Source organism: Lutimonas halocynthiae, assembly GCF_030409835.1.
Classification (GTDB): Bacteria; Bacteroidota; Bacteroidia; order Flavobacteriales; family Flavobacteriaceae; genus Lutimonas; species Lutimonas halocynthiae.
On the sequence record NZ_JAUFQO010000012.1, the window covers coordinates 201,586 to 219,603 of the forward strand.

The 18,018-nt window shown below is 36.7% G+C and carries 10 protein-coding genes; 5 read left to right on the top strand and 5 right to left on the bottom strand.

The genetic code is table 11. The features are described from left to right. Positions 1-186: 186 nt before the first annotated feature. The 5 genes from QWY87_RS12530 (at position 187) to QWY87_RS12550 (ending at position 5,817) form a co-directional block, all read left to right on the top strand. Positions 187-1,188 (top strand): sugar phosphate isomerase/epimerase family protein, encoded by a 1,002-nt coding sequence (locus QWY87_RS12530; RefSeq protein WP_290291682.1) that lies wholly within the window; start codon positions 187-189, stop codon positions 1,186-1,188. A gap of 19 nt (positions 1,189-1,207) precedes the next feature. Then, positions 1,208-2,344, top strand: a complete 1,137-nt coding sequence (locus QWY87_RS12535) for a Gfo/Idh/MocA family protein (RefSeq protein WP_290291685.1) — start codon at positions 1,208-1,210, stop codon at positions 2,342-2,344. A gap of 25 nt (positions 2,345-2,369) precedes the next feature. Then, positions 2,370-3,101 (top strand): 3-keto-disaccharide hydrolase, encoded by a 732-nt coding sequence (locus tag QWY87_RS12540; RefSeq protein WP_290291687.1) that lies wholly within the window; start codon positions 2,370-2,372, stop codon positions 3,099-3,101. 277 nt (positions 3,102-3,378) lie between these two features. After that, positions 3,379-4,890: a glycoside 3-dehydrogenase gene (locus QWY87_RS12545; RefSeq protein ID WP_290291690.1), complete on the top strand. Its 1,512-nt coding sequence runs from the start codon at positions 3,379-3,381 to the stop codon at positions 4,888-4,890. Between the two features lie 123 nt (positions 4,891-5,013). Further along, a complete protein-coding gene (locus tag QWY87_RS12550; RefSeq protein ID WP_290291691.1) occupies positions 5,014-5,817 on the top strand; it encodes a 3-keto-disaccharide hydrolase in 804 nt (267 codons plus the stop codon). Between the two features lie 84 nt (positions 5,818-5,901). Here QWY87_RS12550 and QWY87_RS12555 read toward each other — a convergent pair whose 3' ends face one another. The 5 genes from QWY87_RS12555 to QWY87_RS12575 are packed head-to-tail and all read right to left on the bottom strand — an operon-like array spanning position 5,902 to position 18,004. After that, entirely contained in the window at positions 5,902-6,795 is an 894-nt protein-coding gene (locus QWY87_RS12555) for a GyrI-like domain-containing protein (RefSeq protein ID WP_290291693.1), read from the bottom strand. A gap of 8 nt (positions 6,796-6,803) precedes the next feature. After that, on the bottom strand, positions 6,804-8,129 hold the full coding sequence (locus QWY87_RS12560; protein ID WP_290291695.1) for a vanadium-dependent haloperoxidase: 1,326 nt from the start codon (positions 8,127-8,129) through the stop codon (positions 6,804-6,806). A 3-nt stretch (positions 8,130-8,132) separates the two neighbouring features. Next, positions 8,133-11,411: a VCBS repeat-containing protein gene (locus QWY87_RS12565; RefSeq protein WP_435389535.1), complete on the bottom strand. Its 3,279-nt coding sequence runs from the start codon at positions 11,409-11,411 to the stop codon at positions 8,133-8,135. Further along, a complete protein-coding gene (locus QWY87_RS12570; RefSeq protein ID WP_290291698.1) occupies positions 11,377-14,745 on the bottom strand; it encodes a VCBS repeat-containing protein in 3,369 nt (1,122 codons plus the stop codon). The genes QWY87_RS12565 and QWY87_RS12570 overlap by 35 nt, the downstream gene beginning before the upstream one ends. After that, a complete protein-coding gene (locus QWY87_RS12575; protein ID WP_290291700.1) occupies positions 14,738-18,004 on the bottom strand; it encodes a VCBS repeat-containing protein in 3,267 nt (1,088 codons plus the stop codon). Before QWY87_RS12575 ends, QWY87_RS12570 begins: the two co-directional genes overlap by 8 nt. Between the last annotated feature and the right edge of the window lie 14 nt (positions 18,005-18,018).

The window sequence follows — 18,018 nt, forward strand, 5'->3', positions numbered from 1 at the left end:
GATCGGAGGTGATCACCTCACCTCCGATCACCTCGGGATGATATTACCATAAATACCTCGATTCATGTCAATTATACATAGAATAAGGTTTGTATTGTATAATTTCTTTCACTGATTAAAAATACACAGTTGTCCGTTTTTTATCCCTTAATTTCACGAGCATAAATCACTTAAATTAAGTTAATAATGAAAAAAGCGAATAATTTGTTCAAATGGTCTCATCTTTTAGTAACTGTAATGATGCTTATACTTTTAAGCTGCGGTAACAAGCAGAAAGAGGAAGTAAATGACTCCCCTAAAGAAGAAGTAAAGGAAGAAAAAGCTCCATTTTTTAAATTATCTCTGGCGCAATGGTCTCTAAATAAAGCAGTACGAGAAGGAGGACAAAGTCCATTAGATTTCGCTCAAAAAGCAAGTGAATTAGGATTTGAGGGTATCGAGTATGTTAGTCAATTGTACACGAAAGAATTAGAGAAAGATGAGGATCCTGAGGTGGCTATGGCGAATTTGTTAAAGGTTTTAAAAGAAAAAAGTGAAACATATAAAGTGACTAATGTATTGATCATGGTTGACAGGGAAGGTGATTTGGCTAACCTTGATGATAAAGAACGAGCGCAAACAATCGAAAACCATAAAAAGTGGGTTGATGCAGCGCAATTTTTAGGCTGTCATTCTATAAGAGTTAATGCACACGGAGTTGGAACATATGAAGAAGTTGCAGAGGCAGCTGTAAAAGGACTTACAGAATTATCTACTTACGCAGCAACAAAAGGAATTAATGTGATTGTTGAAAATCACGGAGGATATACTTCAAATGGTCAATGGCTGTCGGACGTCATGGCAAAAGTGAACATGCCAAACTGTGGAACACTACCAGATTTTGGTAATTTTTGTATGACTGAAGGTTACGGATCTATCAATAGTGTTGAATGTGAGGATCCTTATGATATATATAAAGGAGTAAAAGAATTAATGCCATACGCCAAAGCGGTAAGCGCAAAAACATATGATTTTGATGAAAATGGAAACCAACCTAAAATTGACTACACTAAAATGATGCAGATTGTAAAAGATGCTGGTTATACTGGTTTTATTGGCGTTGAGTATGAGGGTGATAATTTGTCAGAAGTTGACGGAATTAACGCTACAAAAGAATTGATATTAAAATCTGTAGCAGCTTTAAACTAACACAAAACTATAGAAGTAAATGGGTGCAAAAATCAAGTTAGGTATTTTAGGTGGTGGCGGTGACTCCCTTATTGGAGTATTGCATCGCGTAGCTTCAAATATGTTCGATCAATATGAAATTGTTGGAGGTGTTTTTAACCCAGTTTGGGAAAAAAATATTGGTTTTGCTGAACAGATTGGATTGCCCGTTTCGCGAATTTATAAAGATTTTGAAACGCTTATCTCTGAGGAGGTTAAACTTCCGGAAAATGAAAGAATGCAAGTTGTGTCTATTTTGACGCCTAATTTTTTGCATTTTCCAATGGCTAAAAAATTACTGGAGAACGGTTTTCATATCATCTGTGAAAAACCATTGACTACTTCATATGAAGAGGCCTTGATTTTAAAAGAAATCCAAGAATTGACAAAGACTGTTTTTGCGGTTACCTATACTTATACGGGGTATCCTATGGTAAGGCAGATGAGGAAACTTGTTGAAAGTGACGCATTGGGAAAAATTCAAAAAGTTGATGTGCAATATTATCAAGGCTGGATCAATTCTATTATTCACGATCCTGAAAAACGAGCTTCGACTTGGAGGTTGCAGCCGGATAAGTCTGGGATTAGTTGTTGTATTGGTGATATTGGTACACACGCTTTTGGTATGATTGAATTTGTTACGGGCCTGCAAGTATCTAAAGTATTGTCAGATCTTAATTATTTGTATGCAGATAATGTTATGGATATTGACGGAACTGTTTTGATTCATTGTTCGAATGGAGCAAAAGGTGTTATAAGAGCAAGTCAGATTGCCACAGGAGAGGAGAACAGTATTATTGTCAAAATTTATGGTGAAAAAGCGGGTTTAAAATGGGAGCAGGAAAACCCCAATTATCTTTATATGATGGAAGAAGGACAAGCCATAAAAGTGCTTAAACCGGGGAATGGTTATAATAGTGAACTATCCTTAGATGGAACAAAATTACCTCCAGGACATCCTGAAGGAATTTTTGATGCTATGGGTAATATTTATAAAGGAGTAGCACGTGCAATTAAAGGTGAACCTTATGATAGCGGTGAGTTTCCTACAATTATGGATGGCATTAGAGGTATGAATTTTATAGAACAAACCATTGCTTCAAATGCTGATGGCAATGTTTGGAAGTCAATTGACTAAATAGTGATAAATTAATTGAACCAATATGAAACATTTATTGATTGCTTTTGTTTTTGTAAGCCTTTTAGTTTCTTGTAAAAATGAAGGAAAAAAAATAGATAAGGAAACTGTAGTTGACTTGAAATCAGATGAAGATTGGACTTATTTATTTGATGGAGAAAGTTTTGATGGTTGGCACACTTACTTGAGGGATACAATTTCAGATCAATGGAAGATTGAAGATGGGGTTATGTTTTATATGCCAGATCCGGATAAGGCTCAGGGCATGAATAATTTGGTTACAGATAAAAAATATAAAAATTATGAGCTTTCATTGGAGTGGAAGATTTCTGTTGATGGTAACAGTGGTGTTTTTTACGGAGTATTGGAAGATGAAAAATATGTAGTTCCTTATATGACGGCTCCTGAGATTCAAATAAGAGATTATACCAACATACCTGATTTTACCGACAAACAACAAATGTCTGGAGCCATATTCGGAATAGTTGGTGTTGAAACGGATGTGGCACATAAGGCTGGTGAGTGGAATCAATTTTTAATTAAAATTGATCATAATGAAAATATCGGTTTGGTGGTTTTAAATGACAAGGAGGTTGCTAATTTTCCGGTTAATGGAGAAGCATGGAATACCTTAGTAGCTGACTCGAAATTCAAGGATTGGGAAGGTTTTGGAATAACACAAGAAGGACATATTGGATTGCAGGACCACGCTCATGGGGTTTGGTTTAGAAATATAAAAATCAAAGAGTTGGATTGAGGAGTGACTTGAAAATGTCATTTTTCAAAAATTATTGAAGGCATAGTTTGAGGGCTATTTTTATATATAAATTGAAAGAAATTTGAGGATTTGTTAGTATATTTACTTTTTTCCGCATAATTCCCTCAGTATTCGGTAAATACAATGCCTTAAAACAGCATAAATGTCGTTTTTTTTATGATGTCATAGATGGCATTTTTATAATTTTATTGAATAGCATTAAATGTTTAAACAAATATAAATCACCGATTTTTTCTAATTAAATAAGTTTTATAATATGAGTAAGAATGAAAAAAAGAATACAATTTCCAGGAGGAATTTTGTAAACAAAACCTTGGTGGCCAGTGCTGGTTTTTCCATTGTGCCTTCTTTCGCAGTAAGCGGATTAGGACATGTTGCACCTAGTGATAAATTGAATATTGTCGGAGTAGGTGTAGGTGGAATGGGTCTTAGAAACCTTAAGAATCTAAAATCACAAAACATAGTTGGTTTATGTGATGTGGATTGGAAGTATGCCAAAGGATGTTTTGATGAATTTCCAAAAGCCAAACAATATTGGGATTGGCGTAAAATGTATGAAGAAATGGAGAATGATTTTGATGCGGTTGTGATTGCAACAGCTGATCATACTCATGCCATTACTGCTGCACATGCCATGACAATGGGTAAACATGTTTACTTACAAAAACCCCTTACTCATTCGGTTTATGAATCTAGATTATTAACAAAATTGGCTGCAGAACATAAAGTAGCTACGCAAATGGGTAACCAGGGTGCTTCTGGTGCCGGTGTTGCTGAAACTTGTGAAATACTTTGGAGTGGTGCTCTAGGAGATGTGGTTAAGGTAGAATCTTTTACAGATCGTCCGATTTGGCCTCAAGGATTGAATACACCAGAAACGGTTGATCCAATTCCTGATACTTTAAATTGGGAGTTGTTTACAGGTCCTGCTAAAATGCGTCCATTCAATGAGGTGTATCACCCATGGAACTGGAGAGGCTGGTGGGATTATGGAACAGGTGCATTAGGTGATATGGCATGTCATATTCTTCACCCTGTATATGAAGGTTTAAAATTAGGGTATCCAACTAAGGCACAGGCAAGTTCATCATTGTTATTAAATGATTCAGCTCCTGTTGCGCAATCTGCTAAACTAACTTTTCCTGAGAGAGGTAAAGTTGGAAGTATAAATTTACCAGAAGTTGATGTTCATTGGTATGATGGTGGAATTAAACCAGAATTACCAGGTAACTGGCCTGCAGGTAAGAATCCTAACAAAAATGGAGGAGGTACATTCTTCTACGGAACTAAAGATATCTTACATACTGGTTGTTATGGTTTAGAACCAGAATTATTATCTGGTAAGAAAGTAAATGCACCTAAAACTGAAAGAAGAGTTGAAGATGAGATGGGCCTTGCATGGGGCGGAGGAGCACATGAAATGGATTGGGTAAGAGCTTGTAAAGAGAGCCCTGAAAACAGAACTCCTTGTACATCTGATTTTGCAGAAGCAGGACCATTTAATGAAATGGTAGTAATGGGTGTATTGGCTGTTCGTCTTCAAGATTTGAATAAGACTCTTGAATGGGATGGTGAAAATATGAAATTTACCAATATCGGAGATACAGAGGAAATCAGAAATATCGTTAAAGATGGATTTGAAATTCACGATGGACATCCAACATTTAATAAAGATTATACAGAACCAATGAATGCATTAGCTTATTCTGAGGAACTTATAAAGCACACGTATAGAGATGGTTGGGAATTACCACCTATGCCTAAATAGTATTGGCTAAAATCTGAATTAGAATAGAACCTTAGAGAATTAATATTATTTTCTAAGGTTTTGTTTGATTCTACTAAAATTTTAATAAATAACTGAATTTCAAATACTTATAAATTTAATAGAATGAAAAAAAGAATTTTTGTACTTGCACTTGGTATCGCTACAACCTCATTTATGATAAGTTGCGGTAATGGGGCAAAGAAAGAAGCTCCTGCTGCTGAGGCCGCAGAGGAGGTAGTAGAAGTGGCAGAGGAAGCTGCACCAAACACATTAACTGAAGCTGAGAAAAGCGACGGATGGGTATCACTTTTTAATGGTACAACTTCAGAAGGTTGGAGAGGTTATAAAAACGATCACTTCCCTTCGGCTTGGCAGGTTGTAGACGGTACAATACATATGATTGGTTCAGGCAGAGGTGAAGCTGGGGACAAAGAAGGTGGAGATATCATTTTTGATAAGCAATATCAGAATTTTACACTTAGCCTTGAATGGAAGATATCTGAAGGAGGTAACTCTGGAATTTTTTATCTTGGAGAAGAAGAATTAGATTTTATCTGGAAAACGGCACCTGAAATGCAAATCTTAGATAATGAGAAGCATCCTGATGCGAAATTAGGAACTGATGGTAACCGTCAAGCAGGATCCTTATATGACTTGATTGCCGCAAAACCTCAGAATGCGAAGCCTGTAGGAGAGTGGAATCAAATAGAAATCACTGTTTATAAAGGAACTGTAGTACACAAGCAAAACGGAGTTAACGTAGTAGAGTACCACTTATGGACACCTGAATGGAATGAAATGGTAGCTGGCAGTAAATTCCCAGGATTAAACAAAGATTGGGCTGATGTTGCTAGTAAAGGATATATCGGATTACAAGATCATGGTGACGATGTATGGTTTAGAAATATAAAAATCAAAGAGCTTTAAATTAGGTTCTGTTTACAATTAAAAAAACCTCTGTATTTACAGAGGTTTTTTTGTTTTCAAATACTACCTTAAAAAGAGCAAATATTAGTTGGCAATAGGCATGTAGATCTCTGTAATCCATTGCAATTCATCTCCTCCCATATTTGGATTGTTATGAAATACTTCAAAAGGTTTTTTCTCCACTGCAATATTGTTTTTCTCAGCATAGTTAAGTAAAGCATACCAGGCGCGGTCAGACGTAATATAGTTTCCGTTGTAAATGGCTTTCAAAGCTTTTTTTCTATTTATTTTTTTAAACGATATCATTGGATGTTGAAACAAGGAGTCATTGTTTTTTATTGGGTAGCAAAAATCGTATTGTATACGATCATTTTTCATATCCCAATTATTTACCGAAATAAATGGTCTTCCGTTCAATTCTATTTTATTAGCAATTAAAGTGCTACTTAATAAGTTATAGTTTTGCATCATGCCCATCGCTTTTTCTATCTGCTTACTTTCTATGCTAACAAAAGCGCAAAAAACTTCTTTTATTTCAGATTCACCTTCAATTTTCACTTTGAATCTGGAAATATGTTCTTTTAATTTGTCAGAGAAGTCAACCATACTATTCTTAACCCTTTTTTCAAAATCTGTATGACTGAATGGATGTGTTAGCCTGTTCTGGAAACTATGTTCCATATCAGTAACATAAACATTAACAAGTGATGTCGAATCGTTAATGGGCTCAATATGATAATGGTACTGAAATGTTGAGTCATTATAGGAAACAATTTGTTTAAGGTCAAAGAGATCCTCTGAAGCCTCAATTTTGGCTCCTTCAATTGAGCTATTCCACAATTTAAGACTTTGATTTACTACTCCGGGAATAGTATTTACTTTGAAGGTAACCAAATAGTCATAAGGTTTGAGAAATAAGGACCAAACCAAGAACCCGGATAAAACCACACAAAGGAATAAGATAATTTTTTTCAACATAATTTTATTTAATTAATCATATTCAATTTTTCAATTACGAAATCACCAATGCCTCTCCCTTGCTTAAGACCTATTTCAACTGCTGCACGATAATGAATCCCTCCGTACATCCTGCTTATGGCCGCCTCATTTGCCGCTTGATTAAAGGATTTGAAGTTTCGAACAGGTAAACCGTATGCCAATTCGGTATCATCGGCAAATTCAAAATTATCACCAAAAATATCTGTCAAAGCGATTGCTGCTGCTCCAGAAGCTACTGAATGCCCACTTACATATTCAGGAAAAGGAGGCGTTTGTAATACAGGTTTCCAGGCATCATCAATATAATCATTAATCAAGGTTTCAGGCCTGATCAGGTTACTGCGATATTTTTCATCCCAACAACTAATAAATGCATCAGCTATTGCTACAGAAGTTTTTGTGTAGGCATAAACAGTATCATCAAAATCATAATTGCTCTGTCTGCAGGCAATTTTAGTAATGCCAATCCAGTGGGCACCGGGTGTAATTTTTTTAGTGGCAAACATTAGGTGACCTCGGGAAACTGAAACGTAAGGGTTGCAGTCCCAGAATTGAGCGATGGCAACCTCTTCAGATTCATCACCGCTTTCTGTGATTTCGTTGCTAATATCATATACCTCGATTAACTCTTTATAGAAATCAGAATCTTTCTCCATGCTAAACGCAGGAGGAGGTACAGGTTTGAATTGGGCGGCTGAATCTATCACAAAAGGCCTTATTTTGTTCCAATGAGGTTCTAAACCATCCATATAGGATGGAGGCGTAGGTTGCCAGCGAGATGGGTCGTCAGTGTCTACAGAGAACTTCGACATGGTACGTGTTTGTTTGTAATTGTCTTGATCCATCCATAAAAAGATATGAGCAGCCACTTTTAAGCCATGTGCTTTTGAAACATTAAACTCCTCAGCATTTTTATCCTCCCAGACCCCATAAAGGCTGTCTATATAGATCTGCATTTCGTCTTCAGAGAAGATTAGTTTTTTGTTTAGATCCATATGGGCAATCAAAGCAGCGAGTTGGTAGTTTAATCCTTCGGTCGTTTCAGGAGAAGGCACGCGCGTTAGCGCTGTTAATTGCCCTTCAAGAGAAGCGTATTTAGGATTTCCTTGGGCCATGATTTCATAGGCAGCAATATTTGGATATGAAAATACCCTGCTTGCCACCGGTGGAGAAAAAATATCATGCACCATGATTTGACCTACTTTATCAACAGATTTATGAAAGTCTTCTGCCGTAATTACAATAGGTTCACTTTTTTTTGCACAACCGATTAAAAGACTCAAACTCATAATGAGCAATAATTGATTTTTCATTTTTTAGTAATTTTTTAATTCGTAGACTTCCGCCTTTTCATTATTTATGGTCACAAGTAAATAAGGTTTATTCTTTAAGGTGATGATATGTAAATGCCTGACCGATTTGCTGTGAAGGTCAAGACCAATTTGGTTTCCTAATTGCATATCACTTTCATTTTTGATCAGGGCTCCTGAAAAAGAATCAAATCTGCCATGAAAAGGCTGGACGCCAAAATAATTACCAGCAGCCAGCACTTCTTCTTTACCATCATTGTCAAAGTCATAAGAGAGAAAAGTAGTAATTGGCGACACCTGAAGCTTGTTTGAAAATGGAACAAAAGTGAATTTACCTTGGTGATTTCTAAGAAATCCTGAACGCAATTCATTCACTGTATGCACCTTGGCCTTATTTAAAATAGCCTTATCAAAAATTTGTTCTATGGATTGACCGGCAAAATCCTGATAAGAATTGTATTTTTTTCTCAGTTGCACTAATTGCGCGCTTAATTCATCAAGATTTGCTAAGGGGTAATAGGTGCCATTCTTTTCTATAGCAACAATAGTTTCTGATGTTCCATTATTATCAAAGTCATGGTAATACATTTTCATGGGGTTTTTAGAAGTTGCCTTGAACTTATTATTTGTACCCCAATTTCCAAGGAGGTAGTCTATATCCCCGTCATCGTCTATATCAAAAGGCTGAATGCTTTGCCAAAGCCCCTCAACCGGATTATCCATTTTACTTGTTTTTTTTAGGGTTCCATTTTCGTTTTTGAAAAAGAGAGGTTGCAACCATTCACCAACCACAATCAAATCTTTAATTCCATCTGCGTCGAAATCAGTCCAAACTGCATCGGTGATCATTCCTAAACCCTGTAATGCTGGTAAATCCTGCATTACAAAATTTCCTTTATTATTGATTAAAATATACGAATCAGGAACAGCACCAAAGTCTTTTGACACAACGTGATTGCCAACAAATAAATCGAGATCTCCATCTTGATCTATATCATATTGCTTAATGACCGCTGCATTACCCGTATACGCTGACAAAGTGGTTTGATGAAAGGAACTGTCATTTTGAATAAAATAGCTATCCGACAAGAAATTCGAACCTTTTGAAAAGCCTGAACCACCAGATGCAGTGATAAGGTCAGGTTTTCCGTCTCTATCAAAGTCAGCTATTAAGGCTGATACATCTTCTTTTATGGAATCATTCCTAATGGTTGGGATTTTCAGTTCGACAAAGTTAGTATCCTTTTGGATATATATTTGTGAAGGAACTCCATTAGACCCTCCAAAAAAGATATCTGAGAGCTGATCATTGTTTAAATCGCCTATTGCCGTCGCTGGTTCACGATCTGAAACCTTGTAAGGGATGAGCTTTTGTCTGTTAAAATCATTAAACGGATTTTCGATATGCTCGAATGCTATGCCTAAATTATTTTGAGAATGAGCAAATAGCAGGTTTTTCTTTGGTTGTAACTGGGCATAATCAAAGGCAACTGCTTTGTCTGGGCCAATAACAAGATTTTGATTTGTTTTAATATTTGTCAATAGCTGACTGGTTCTGTTAGGCCATATAATGCGCAGAGAATCGATTTGACTAACATTCTCATAACCAAAATGAATAAGTGGCTCTGAGGAGGCCTGAAAGCCTCTAGCTGTGTATAATTCTTTATACTGAAGTTTGCCTTGATGATAAGACAAAACTTTTGTCCCAATCCCCTGTGTATTCGGGCTGGTATATTGGAATTTTATTTTAAGATAATTGGCTTTTTCATTAGTCTTATTGATATATAATGAAGCAGGCTCGTCTATGTTATTGATTACGATATCCAAATCACCATCATTGTCTAAATCAGCAATGGCAGTTGCCCCAGAATACAAGGAATCCTTGACTGTCCAGTCTCCAGACATATCTTCAAAAACAATGTCTTGCCCGCCTTTGAAAATATAATTATGAGATGTACCAGATGGCATCATGTCAATGGCTTGTTGATCAACCAGCCTTGAATTATTAATTTTATTCTGAATTTGGTCATTCGATATGAACTTTATAAAATCAAGGTTGTTGGGTCTTTTTGGAATACCATTTGAAATAAACAAATCCTGTTCGCCATCCTGATTGTAATCAGCAAACATTCCGCTCCAACTCCAATCAGTTGCAGCGACACCACTCATTAAAGCTGTTTCAGCATAAGGACTATTAGCCTGATTGATTTGTAACATATTTCTGGTGAACTGGTAGTGGTAGCCGTATTGCTTGATTCTCAATTCTAGAATTTGTAAACTCTCATCACCATCAGAAGTTTTTAAGACAGCTTCATCTTCTGGTAACATATCTAACGAAAGTATATCAGGCCATGCATCATGATTGATGTCAGCAGCATCATTTCCCATTGAGAATCTTGTAGTATGGCCAAAATAGTCTTTTAGTTTTTCTGAAAAAGTACCATCTCCATTATTCAAATAATAATAGTCATCTTCATGAAAATCATTGCTGACGTATAGATCTGGAAATCCATCCTGGTTGTAATCTGCTACGGAGACGGCCAATCCATATCCATTGACCCCTCCAAAAATGCCTGATTCTTCGCTCACATCAGTAAACTTTCCATTGTCATTGCGCATTAACTTATCTCCGGTCTGGTAGTTTCTTTTGTTTCTCAAGTCTGACTTACCGAACGACTCTTGTGTATGAACTGCATGGTTAAGAATATAGATATCAAGATCATTGTCAAGATCATAATCAAGAAAGACTGCAGAAGAACTGTACGATTCAGCATCAAGACCAAATTTCGCAGCACTTTCTGTAAAGGTTAAATCTCCATTATTGATATATAATTCGTTAAACCCGTTAAACCCATTTAAGCCGACAACAGCACAAACATATATATCTAACAAGCCATCTCCATTTACATCTCCCATAACAGCCCCTGTATTCCAGGTGCTGTTTCCAGAAATATTTGCCTGTTCACTGATATCCTCAAATTTTAAATTTCCTTTATTTAAGTACAAACGATTCTTAACTTGATTTCCGGAGAAAAAAATGTCAACGAGCCCATCCTGATTAATGTCTCCTAAGGCAACACCACCACCGTTATAAAAATACAGGTAATCTAATATGTTAAGATCATCAGTTTCTGTAATGGTATTGACAAAGTTAATACCAGTCTCCTTTTGGCTGGGATTACTGAATAATGCTCCTTCTTTTTGACCACAACTGAGCATCAAAAAGGAAACGAACAAGGCGATAAGATAATTATTTTTCAAGTGTGTAAATCTTAGGTTTATCATCGTTTATAGCGGTTATAATAAAAGTTTTTCCGTTTTTATCTTTAAACTGCGCTATGTGTTTTATTTCATTTCTTATGTAAAATCCACTCTTGTTATAGGCCTGCCATTCAAAGTCCATCGCCCCATTTCCGAGAAGTACACTGCCATAATTAGCGTCAATTCTGGAGTATTGAGGTTTAAACTCAAAATTGTTTCCCCCAAGAATTAAATCAAGGTTGCCGTCATTGTTCAAATCAGTACATGTAATGCCACAAACACAGGAAAGCTGAACCCAATCTGGTAGTTTTTTAGTTTTGAATTCTCCATTTCCTTCATTGATAGCAATAATCGACTCACCCATGTTGGATTGACTCATAATCGATTTTTCAAAGACTTCTTTAGGAAACAATTCATCGATACTTTTTTTCGCGTATTCAGAAGCCTTTAAGTTTTGTTTCTTTAACGAAACCAATTGGGCCGTGAGTTCTTTCTTCATGTGAATGGGGTAGTCTTTACCATTAATGTTTCTTGTAACGATTTGTTCAAAAGTACCATTGTTATCAAAATCATTCACCCATAGTTTCATAGGCTTATCCTTTTCAGCTTTGTACAAGGTATTCAGTCCTTGATTGCCAAGAATCAGATCCATGTCCCCATCATTGTCAAGATCTGCGCTTTCAACTACGTTCCACCAACCATTGAGGCTGTCAAGGGATGTAGACATAAATGATAAACGTCTGCCACTGTTTTTATATACCCGAGGACTACCCCAATCTGAGACTGTAATGAGATCCATTTTCTGATCATTATCGATGTCAGCCCAAACGGCACCCGTAATCATACCTCCTTTTTTCAAATCGTAGGCTAATCTTTCTGTCGCATCCGAAAATGTACCATCTCCATTGTTCTCTAAAAACAGATGATTCGGGTCGAGCCCATAAACACCTACAACACTTCTCGAACCAATGAACACATCGATATCGCCATCATCATCAAAATCATGAGGACGGATAACAGAGATATTCTTGAAATTAGAAGAAATGGAATTTGTTGAAGGGCTAAATTGGCCCTTGCCATCGTTGAGATATAATCTTATTCTATAGCTTTTTTCTTCTCCAGTCTGGTTTCCACCTGACCCTATGAGCAGATCAAGATCTCCGTCACTATCAGCATCGAATAATGACGAGGCTGTATCTTCATAGAAGTCATCAGCTTCAAGTGCCTCTTGCTTACTAGGCTTCATCAGTCCATTGGCTTTATGCATATAGATTGAACCTGATTGGTTCTTGGCTCCTCCAATAAATACATCTTCATTTCCGTCTCCATCTACATCTCCAATTGACATAGCAGGACCTTCCTGAGATAATTTTTTAGCAATAAGGCCTTCAAAATCAAAATCATTAAAATTGTTTTCCTGATGAGAAATCAAGTTGTCGTTCGCAATCTCATTTAGTAGTTTTTTGAATTCCGCCGGTTTCGGAGCCACATATTTTTCGGTAGCTTCATTTTGATCAAGTGTCAGTAGCTGATTTGCAGCAACATTAGTGAGTTTTACTGTTAGGTCATCAGGCCAGATCACTCTGATTGAATCTAGTGTTTTGACCTCACCAAGCCCAATCGTTATGATATAATCCATAGAGGATTGAAAACCTCTGGATGGCATCAACTCTTGAAGAATGATTGAGTTTCCATGGAATAATTTAACGCTTGTTCCGATGGCAAAAGGGTTTCCTTGTTTACCATTTAGTTTTAACTTGATATAATTATGTTTCTTTTGCTGGTCCGTATTATTCTTATACAGGAAAGCTTTCATATTGACATTATTGATCACCAGATCAAGATCTCCGTCATTATCAAGATCCCCATAAGCTGCACCATTCGAAAGACTAGGCAGGTCAAATCCCCAGTTTTTTGTTTCATTACTAAAGGTGACATCCCGGTTATTTCTGTAGGCATAATTCGGCTGGGGAGAAATAGGCATTTTTGCAATTATCGAATCGATGGCCTCTTTTTTACCGGTAAGCGCCATATTCTGCATAATGTCGTTGGCAAAGAAATCTACAAAATCCAGGTCTGTTAGGTCATGGTTTACACCATTGGTCACATAAATATCACGATAACCATCATTATCCATATCAAACAATAAACCAGCCCAGCTCCAGTCAGTAGCTGAGACACCACTGTAATGGGCTATCTCCGAATAAGATCCGTTTCCATTATTCAGCTGCAACGTGTTTTGAATATACTGCTGATGAAAGTCTTTACTTTGTTTTAGTTTAAAGATATTATAACCTTCAAACTCCATGACCGATTTTACTCTTTGATCTCCTTCAGGTAACATGTCAGTAATAAATATATCTGCTAAACCATCATTATTTATATCTGCCATATCCACTCCCATGGCAGAAAGACAAAGGTGCGAGGCCCAATTTTTAATGTCTTCAGTAAAAGTGCCATCCTGATTGTTGATATATAAATAGTCTCTTTCGTAAAAATCATTGGAAACATAGATGTCAGGAAAGAGGTCATTATTGACGTCGCTGATCATTACTCCTAGGCCAAAGCCAATCAAACTGCCGTATATACCTGCTTTTTCACTGACGTCAACAAAGACGCCATCTTTATTTTCGAGGAGCATATCACCAACCCCTTTAAAAATATCTGGAACACCTTCCCAATCTTGTGCCCTAACGTCCCTTTGTTCAGCGTATCCGAGACTACTTACAGGTATATTACTATTATTTAAAATATAAGCGTCAAGGTCGCCGTCTTTATCATAATCAAAAAAAGTGGCATGCGTGCTGAAACCAGTTTTGGCCAGGTTATACTGACTGGCAGATTCTGTAAAGGTCAGATCACCATTGTTTATATACAAGTCGTTGTCGTGGTTATTGCCTTCCATGTTACCTGCATTACTCACATAGATGTCTAAGAGTCCATCTGCGTTTATATCTACCATATTGACTCCAGTTGACCAAGGCTTATGACCGGTAATAGCTGCACTTTCAGAGATGTCTTCAAATTCAAAATTACCCTTATTTAAAAATAATTTATTGGGCCCCATATTAGCCGTCATGTAAATATCTGCCAAGCCATCATTATTGATGTCACCGATAGCTACTCCACCACCATTATAGAAATTTCTATATTTAAAAATATTGAAGTTTTTTTGATTCACTACTTTGTTCGTAAAATCAAATCCAGATTCCTCAGGTGACATAAGACTGAAAAGAGTGGGTGAATTTGGCTCATCATTTAATTCTTGATTCGCAGATTGCTCACAAGAAGTGAGTAGCAAAGCAACTATGAATAATAAAGAAGTGATATATTTCATTTTAGTGATATGATTAGTCATTTGTTTTTTTTAATTTTAAGAAAAGAGGCACAGCGTCATTTAATGTGATGATCACGTATTTTTCTTCTTTGATAACTATTTGGGCAATGTCTCTTGCTTTCCCGGGAATATCTAACTCGATATCAGCAGGGCTGGTAAAGAAACCTTTTTGGTCATTTAGCAAGACAATTCCATGGCTTGCGTCTAATCGACTCAGTTGTGTGCTGATGCCATAATCATTTCCGGCTGCTAAAACATCCATAAATCCATCATGATTAAAATCGTCCAAATATATTGTTTTTATAGACGATAATTGACTGTTAAACGGAAGCAGGTGTTTTTGAAACATACCATTGCCCATATTTTCAAAATAGCAACTGGATAGCTCATAAACACTTTTCAAGGTTGCATCTTTCAATATTTTTTTGTCGAATATATTTTTGAATTCAGCCTTGGCAAAATCGGTATAGGATAAAAACTTCTTATTAATTGAAGGAATTTGCTTCGAGAGGTCATCTTTAGATGAAAAGACAGTCTCTTGCCCTTGTTCAAAATAAGTAAGGATCGTTTCTTCTTTACCGTTTTGGTCAAAATCTGCGATATAGAGTTGCATTGGAGCATCAGTACTTGCCTTGAGTCTTGTATTGAGTCCCCAGTTGCCAACGATAAAATCCTGATCTCCATCCTGATCAAAATCCGCTACACGAATATGATTCCATAAGCCATTGGTTTTGTCGAGGTCATTATTCGATGTTAAATGAAGGCCTTGGCTCGAATTCATAAAAACACTGATTGGCATCCAGTGACCTACAGCGATGATATCCGGTAGCTTATCATTATTTAGATCGACAATTTCAAGATCTTCGATTAATCCCGCTTCTGAAAAAGAGCCGGCTTTGAGCTCACTTACATCTTTGAAGTTTCCTTTTCCGTCATTAAAAAGCACATAATTTTTTGCGGAACGACCGAATTTTCTGGGCATAGCGTTTGACCCAATGATTAAGTCAAGATCACCGTCAGCATCCATATCTGCAGTTTTGACTATAGAGGCATTGACCTCGATGACCGGGAAAGTGCTACTTATTTCAAAAACACCTTCTATATTGATATAGAGTATTGGCCTTAATTCTTGACCTAATTGATATTCATTTCCGCCGGAAACAACAATCATATCAAGATCTCCATCATTATCAGCATCAAAGAATGCATTGTCAGTCTCTTCTTTGTTTTTATGTTGTTCGAAAACTGGCTGATGACTGATTGTAAAAGAGGCATCTTGATTTTGCAGGTAAAGTGCACCTGCCTGCTTTTTACCGCCTCCAATGTATAGATCTTCTAATCCATCTTTGTTTATATCAGCAATTGAAATTTTAGGACCTTCAGCGCCTTTTGAATAAGGGATTAATGGCTCACGACCAAATTCATAAGAAGGCAGTTCGCTGTGCATATAATCCAGTGAAATAGGAGAGGGGCTTAGAATTATGTCACTTGAAAAACCTTTATCTGAAGTTTTAAGAGATGCCATTTTATAATCGAGCAAGAGTGTTGATCCTGCATTAATGTTTATCAGCTTCTGAGATTGACCATCTGGCCAAAACACTATTAAAGAATCAATTTTTTCTCTGGAGCCGATTCCTATGGTCATTTCAGGAGCCACAGCTGACAGATAGCCTCTTGTTGTATAGTTTTCCTGGAAGATGGATAAAGAGTCTGAAAACACCTTTATTTTTGACCCTATCCCCATGGTGTTTTTTTCGGGTCCATTAAATTTGATCTTAATAAACTGATTTACGGAGGTTTCTGTTTTGTTTTCTAATATGAATACTTCTGAATTGACATTGTTTACCACTAAATCTTGATCTCCATCATTATCTAAATCGGCATAAATACTGCCGTTGCTAAAAGAAGGAAGCGTTTGAAACCAGTTTGAAGTATAATCTGTAAAAGTGAGATCGCCATTATTCTTAAAAAAATAATTGGATAATTTTCGTTGAGGCAGCTGCTCTGTAAATTTGAGGTCTTTTTCCTCCATGCCTTTGTTAAGCTGTTCCTGGATTTTAGTATTGGCAATAAAATTGATAAAATCCATGTCATTGGTGGCGCCGAGTATGCCATTTGATACAAACAAATCTTTATGACCGTCATTGTCTAGGTCAACAATTAAAGGAGACCATGACCAGTCTGTGGCAGCTATTCCTGAGGCAAAGGCAGTTTCCTCAAAGAATGCACCATGTTTGTTATGCAATAAGATGTTTTGCATGTATTGAGGACGATACCCGTTTTTAAGGTATTGATCGTATACTGAATTATTGTACTCCCTTCCAGAAGTTTTATAGGCTTGAAGGTTTTCAGGAAGCATGTCTAGTGAGACAATATCAGTCCATCCGTCATTGTCTAGATCTGCAATATCATTTCCCATTGAGAAATGACTGGTATGGCCAACATTAGTCTCGTTAGCTGAAATTATTTCTTTAAAAGTGCCGTCTTTTTGATTGATGTACAGGTAATCATTTTCGAAAAAATCATTTCCTATGTATAGGTCTGGATAAGTATCATGGTTCAGATCACTCACGCCCAATCCTAGTCCGTAGCCAATTTTTCCTTGAAATATTCCAGATTTTTCACTCACTTCCACAAACATACCATCTTGGTTTTGAAAGAGCTTGTCGCCAGCCAGGGAATCAATAGACTTCCTTGAAGCACCTTTACCATAAGTTCTGTTTGGATTTACAGAATGGTTAAGAAGGTACATGTCAAGATCACCATCTAGATCATAATCAAAAAAGGATGCTTGTGTGGCAAAACTTTTTATATCTAAGCCGTAAACACCAGCTTGTTCTTTAAAACCTGGCATCCCCTTTTCGTCTATACCTTGGTTAACAAATAACATATTCTGACCTGAAATAGTTTTAAACTCACCAACCTTACAAACATAGATATCTAGGAGGCCGTCGTTATTGATGTCGACGACACTCACACCTGTTGTCCAGCCGGTTTCGTTTTGAATCCCTGAAGCATCTGTTACATCCTGAAATTTTAAATCCCCTGAATTCAAATATAAGCGATCAGCCACCTGATTACCAGTAAAATAAAGGTCGATTAAACCATCATTATTGAAATCGGCAGAAGCCACACCGCCACCATTATAATAGTAGAGATAGGTTAAAATGTTTAGGTCCGGGTCAGGGCTTAACTGGTTGTTGAAATGAACTCCTGAATCCTTTTTTAAAATAAAAAGGGCTGGTGAATCATCTTTGCATGAAGCAGCAAAATTCAGCAAGAATATTCCTATTA

What these genes read in the sequence shown, in the direction of transcription:
- QWY87_RS12530 (WP_290291682.1), top strand. Translation starts at nt 187, where the DNA reads ATGAAAAAAGCGAATAATTTGTTCAAATGGTCTCATCTTTTAGTAACT.
- QWY87_RS12535 (WP_290291685.1), top strand. Translation starts at nt 1,208, where the DNA reads ATGGGTGCAAAAATCAAGTTAGGTATTTTAGGTGGTGGCGGTGACTCC.
- QWY87_RS12540 (WP_290291687.1), top strand. Translation starts at nt 2,370, where the DNA reads ATGAAACATTTATTGATTGCTTTTGTTTTTGTAAGCCTTTTAGTTTCT.
- QWY87_RS12545 (WP_290291690.1), top strand. Translation starts at nt 3,379, where the DNA reads ATGAGTAAGAATGAAAAAAAGAATACAATTTCCAGGAGGAATTTTGTA.
- QWY87_RS12550 (WP_290291691.1), top strand. Translation starts at nt 5,014, where the DNA reads ATGAAAAAAAGAATTTTTGTACTTGCACTTGGTATCGCTACAACCTCA.
- QWY87_RS12555 (WP_290291693.1), bottom strand. Translation starts at nt 6,795, where the DNA reads ATGTTGAAAAAAATTATCTTATTCCTTTGTGTGGTTTTATCCGGGTTC.
- QWY87_RS12560 (WP_290291695.1), bottom strand. Translation starts at nt 8,129, where the DNA reads ATGAAAAATCAATTATTGCTCATTATGAGTTTGAGTCTTTTAATCGGT.
- QWY87_RS12565 (WP_435389535.1), bottom strand. Translation starts at nt 11,411, where the DNA reads ATGATAAACCTAAGATTTACACACTTGAAAAATAATTATCTTATCGCC.
- QWY87_RS12570 (WP_290291698.1), bottom strand. Translation starts at nt 14,745, where the DNA reads ATGACTAATCATATCACTAAAATGAAATATATCACTTCTTTATTATTC.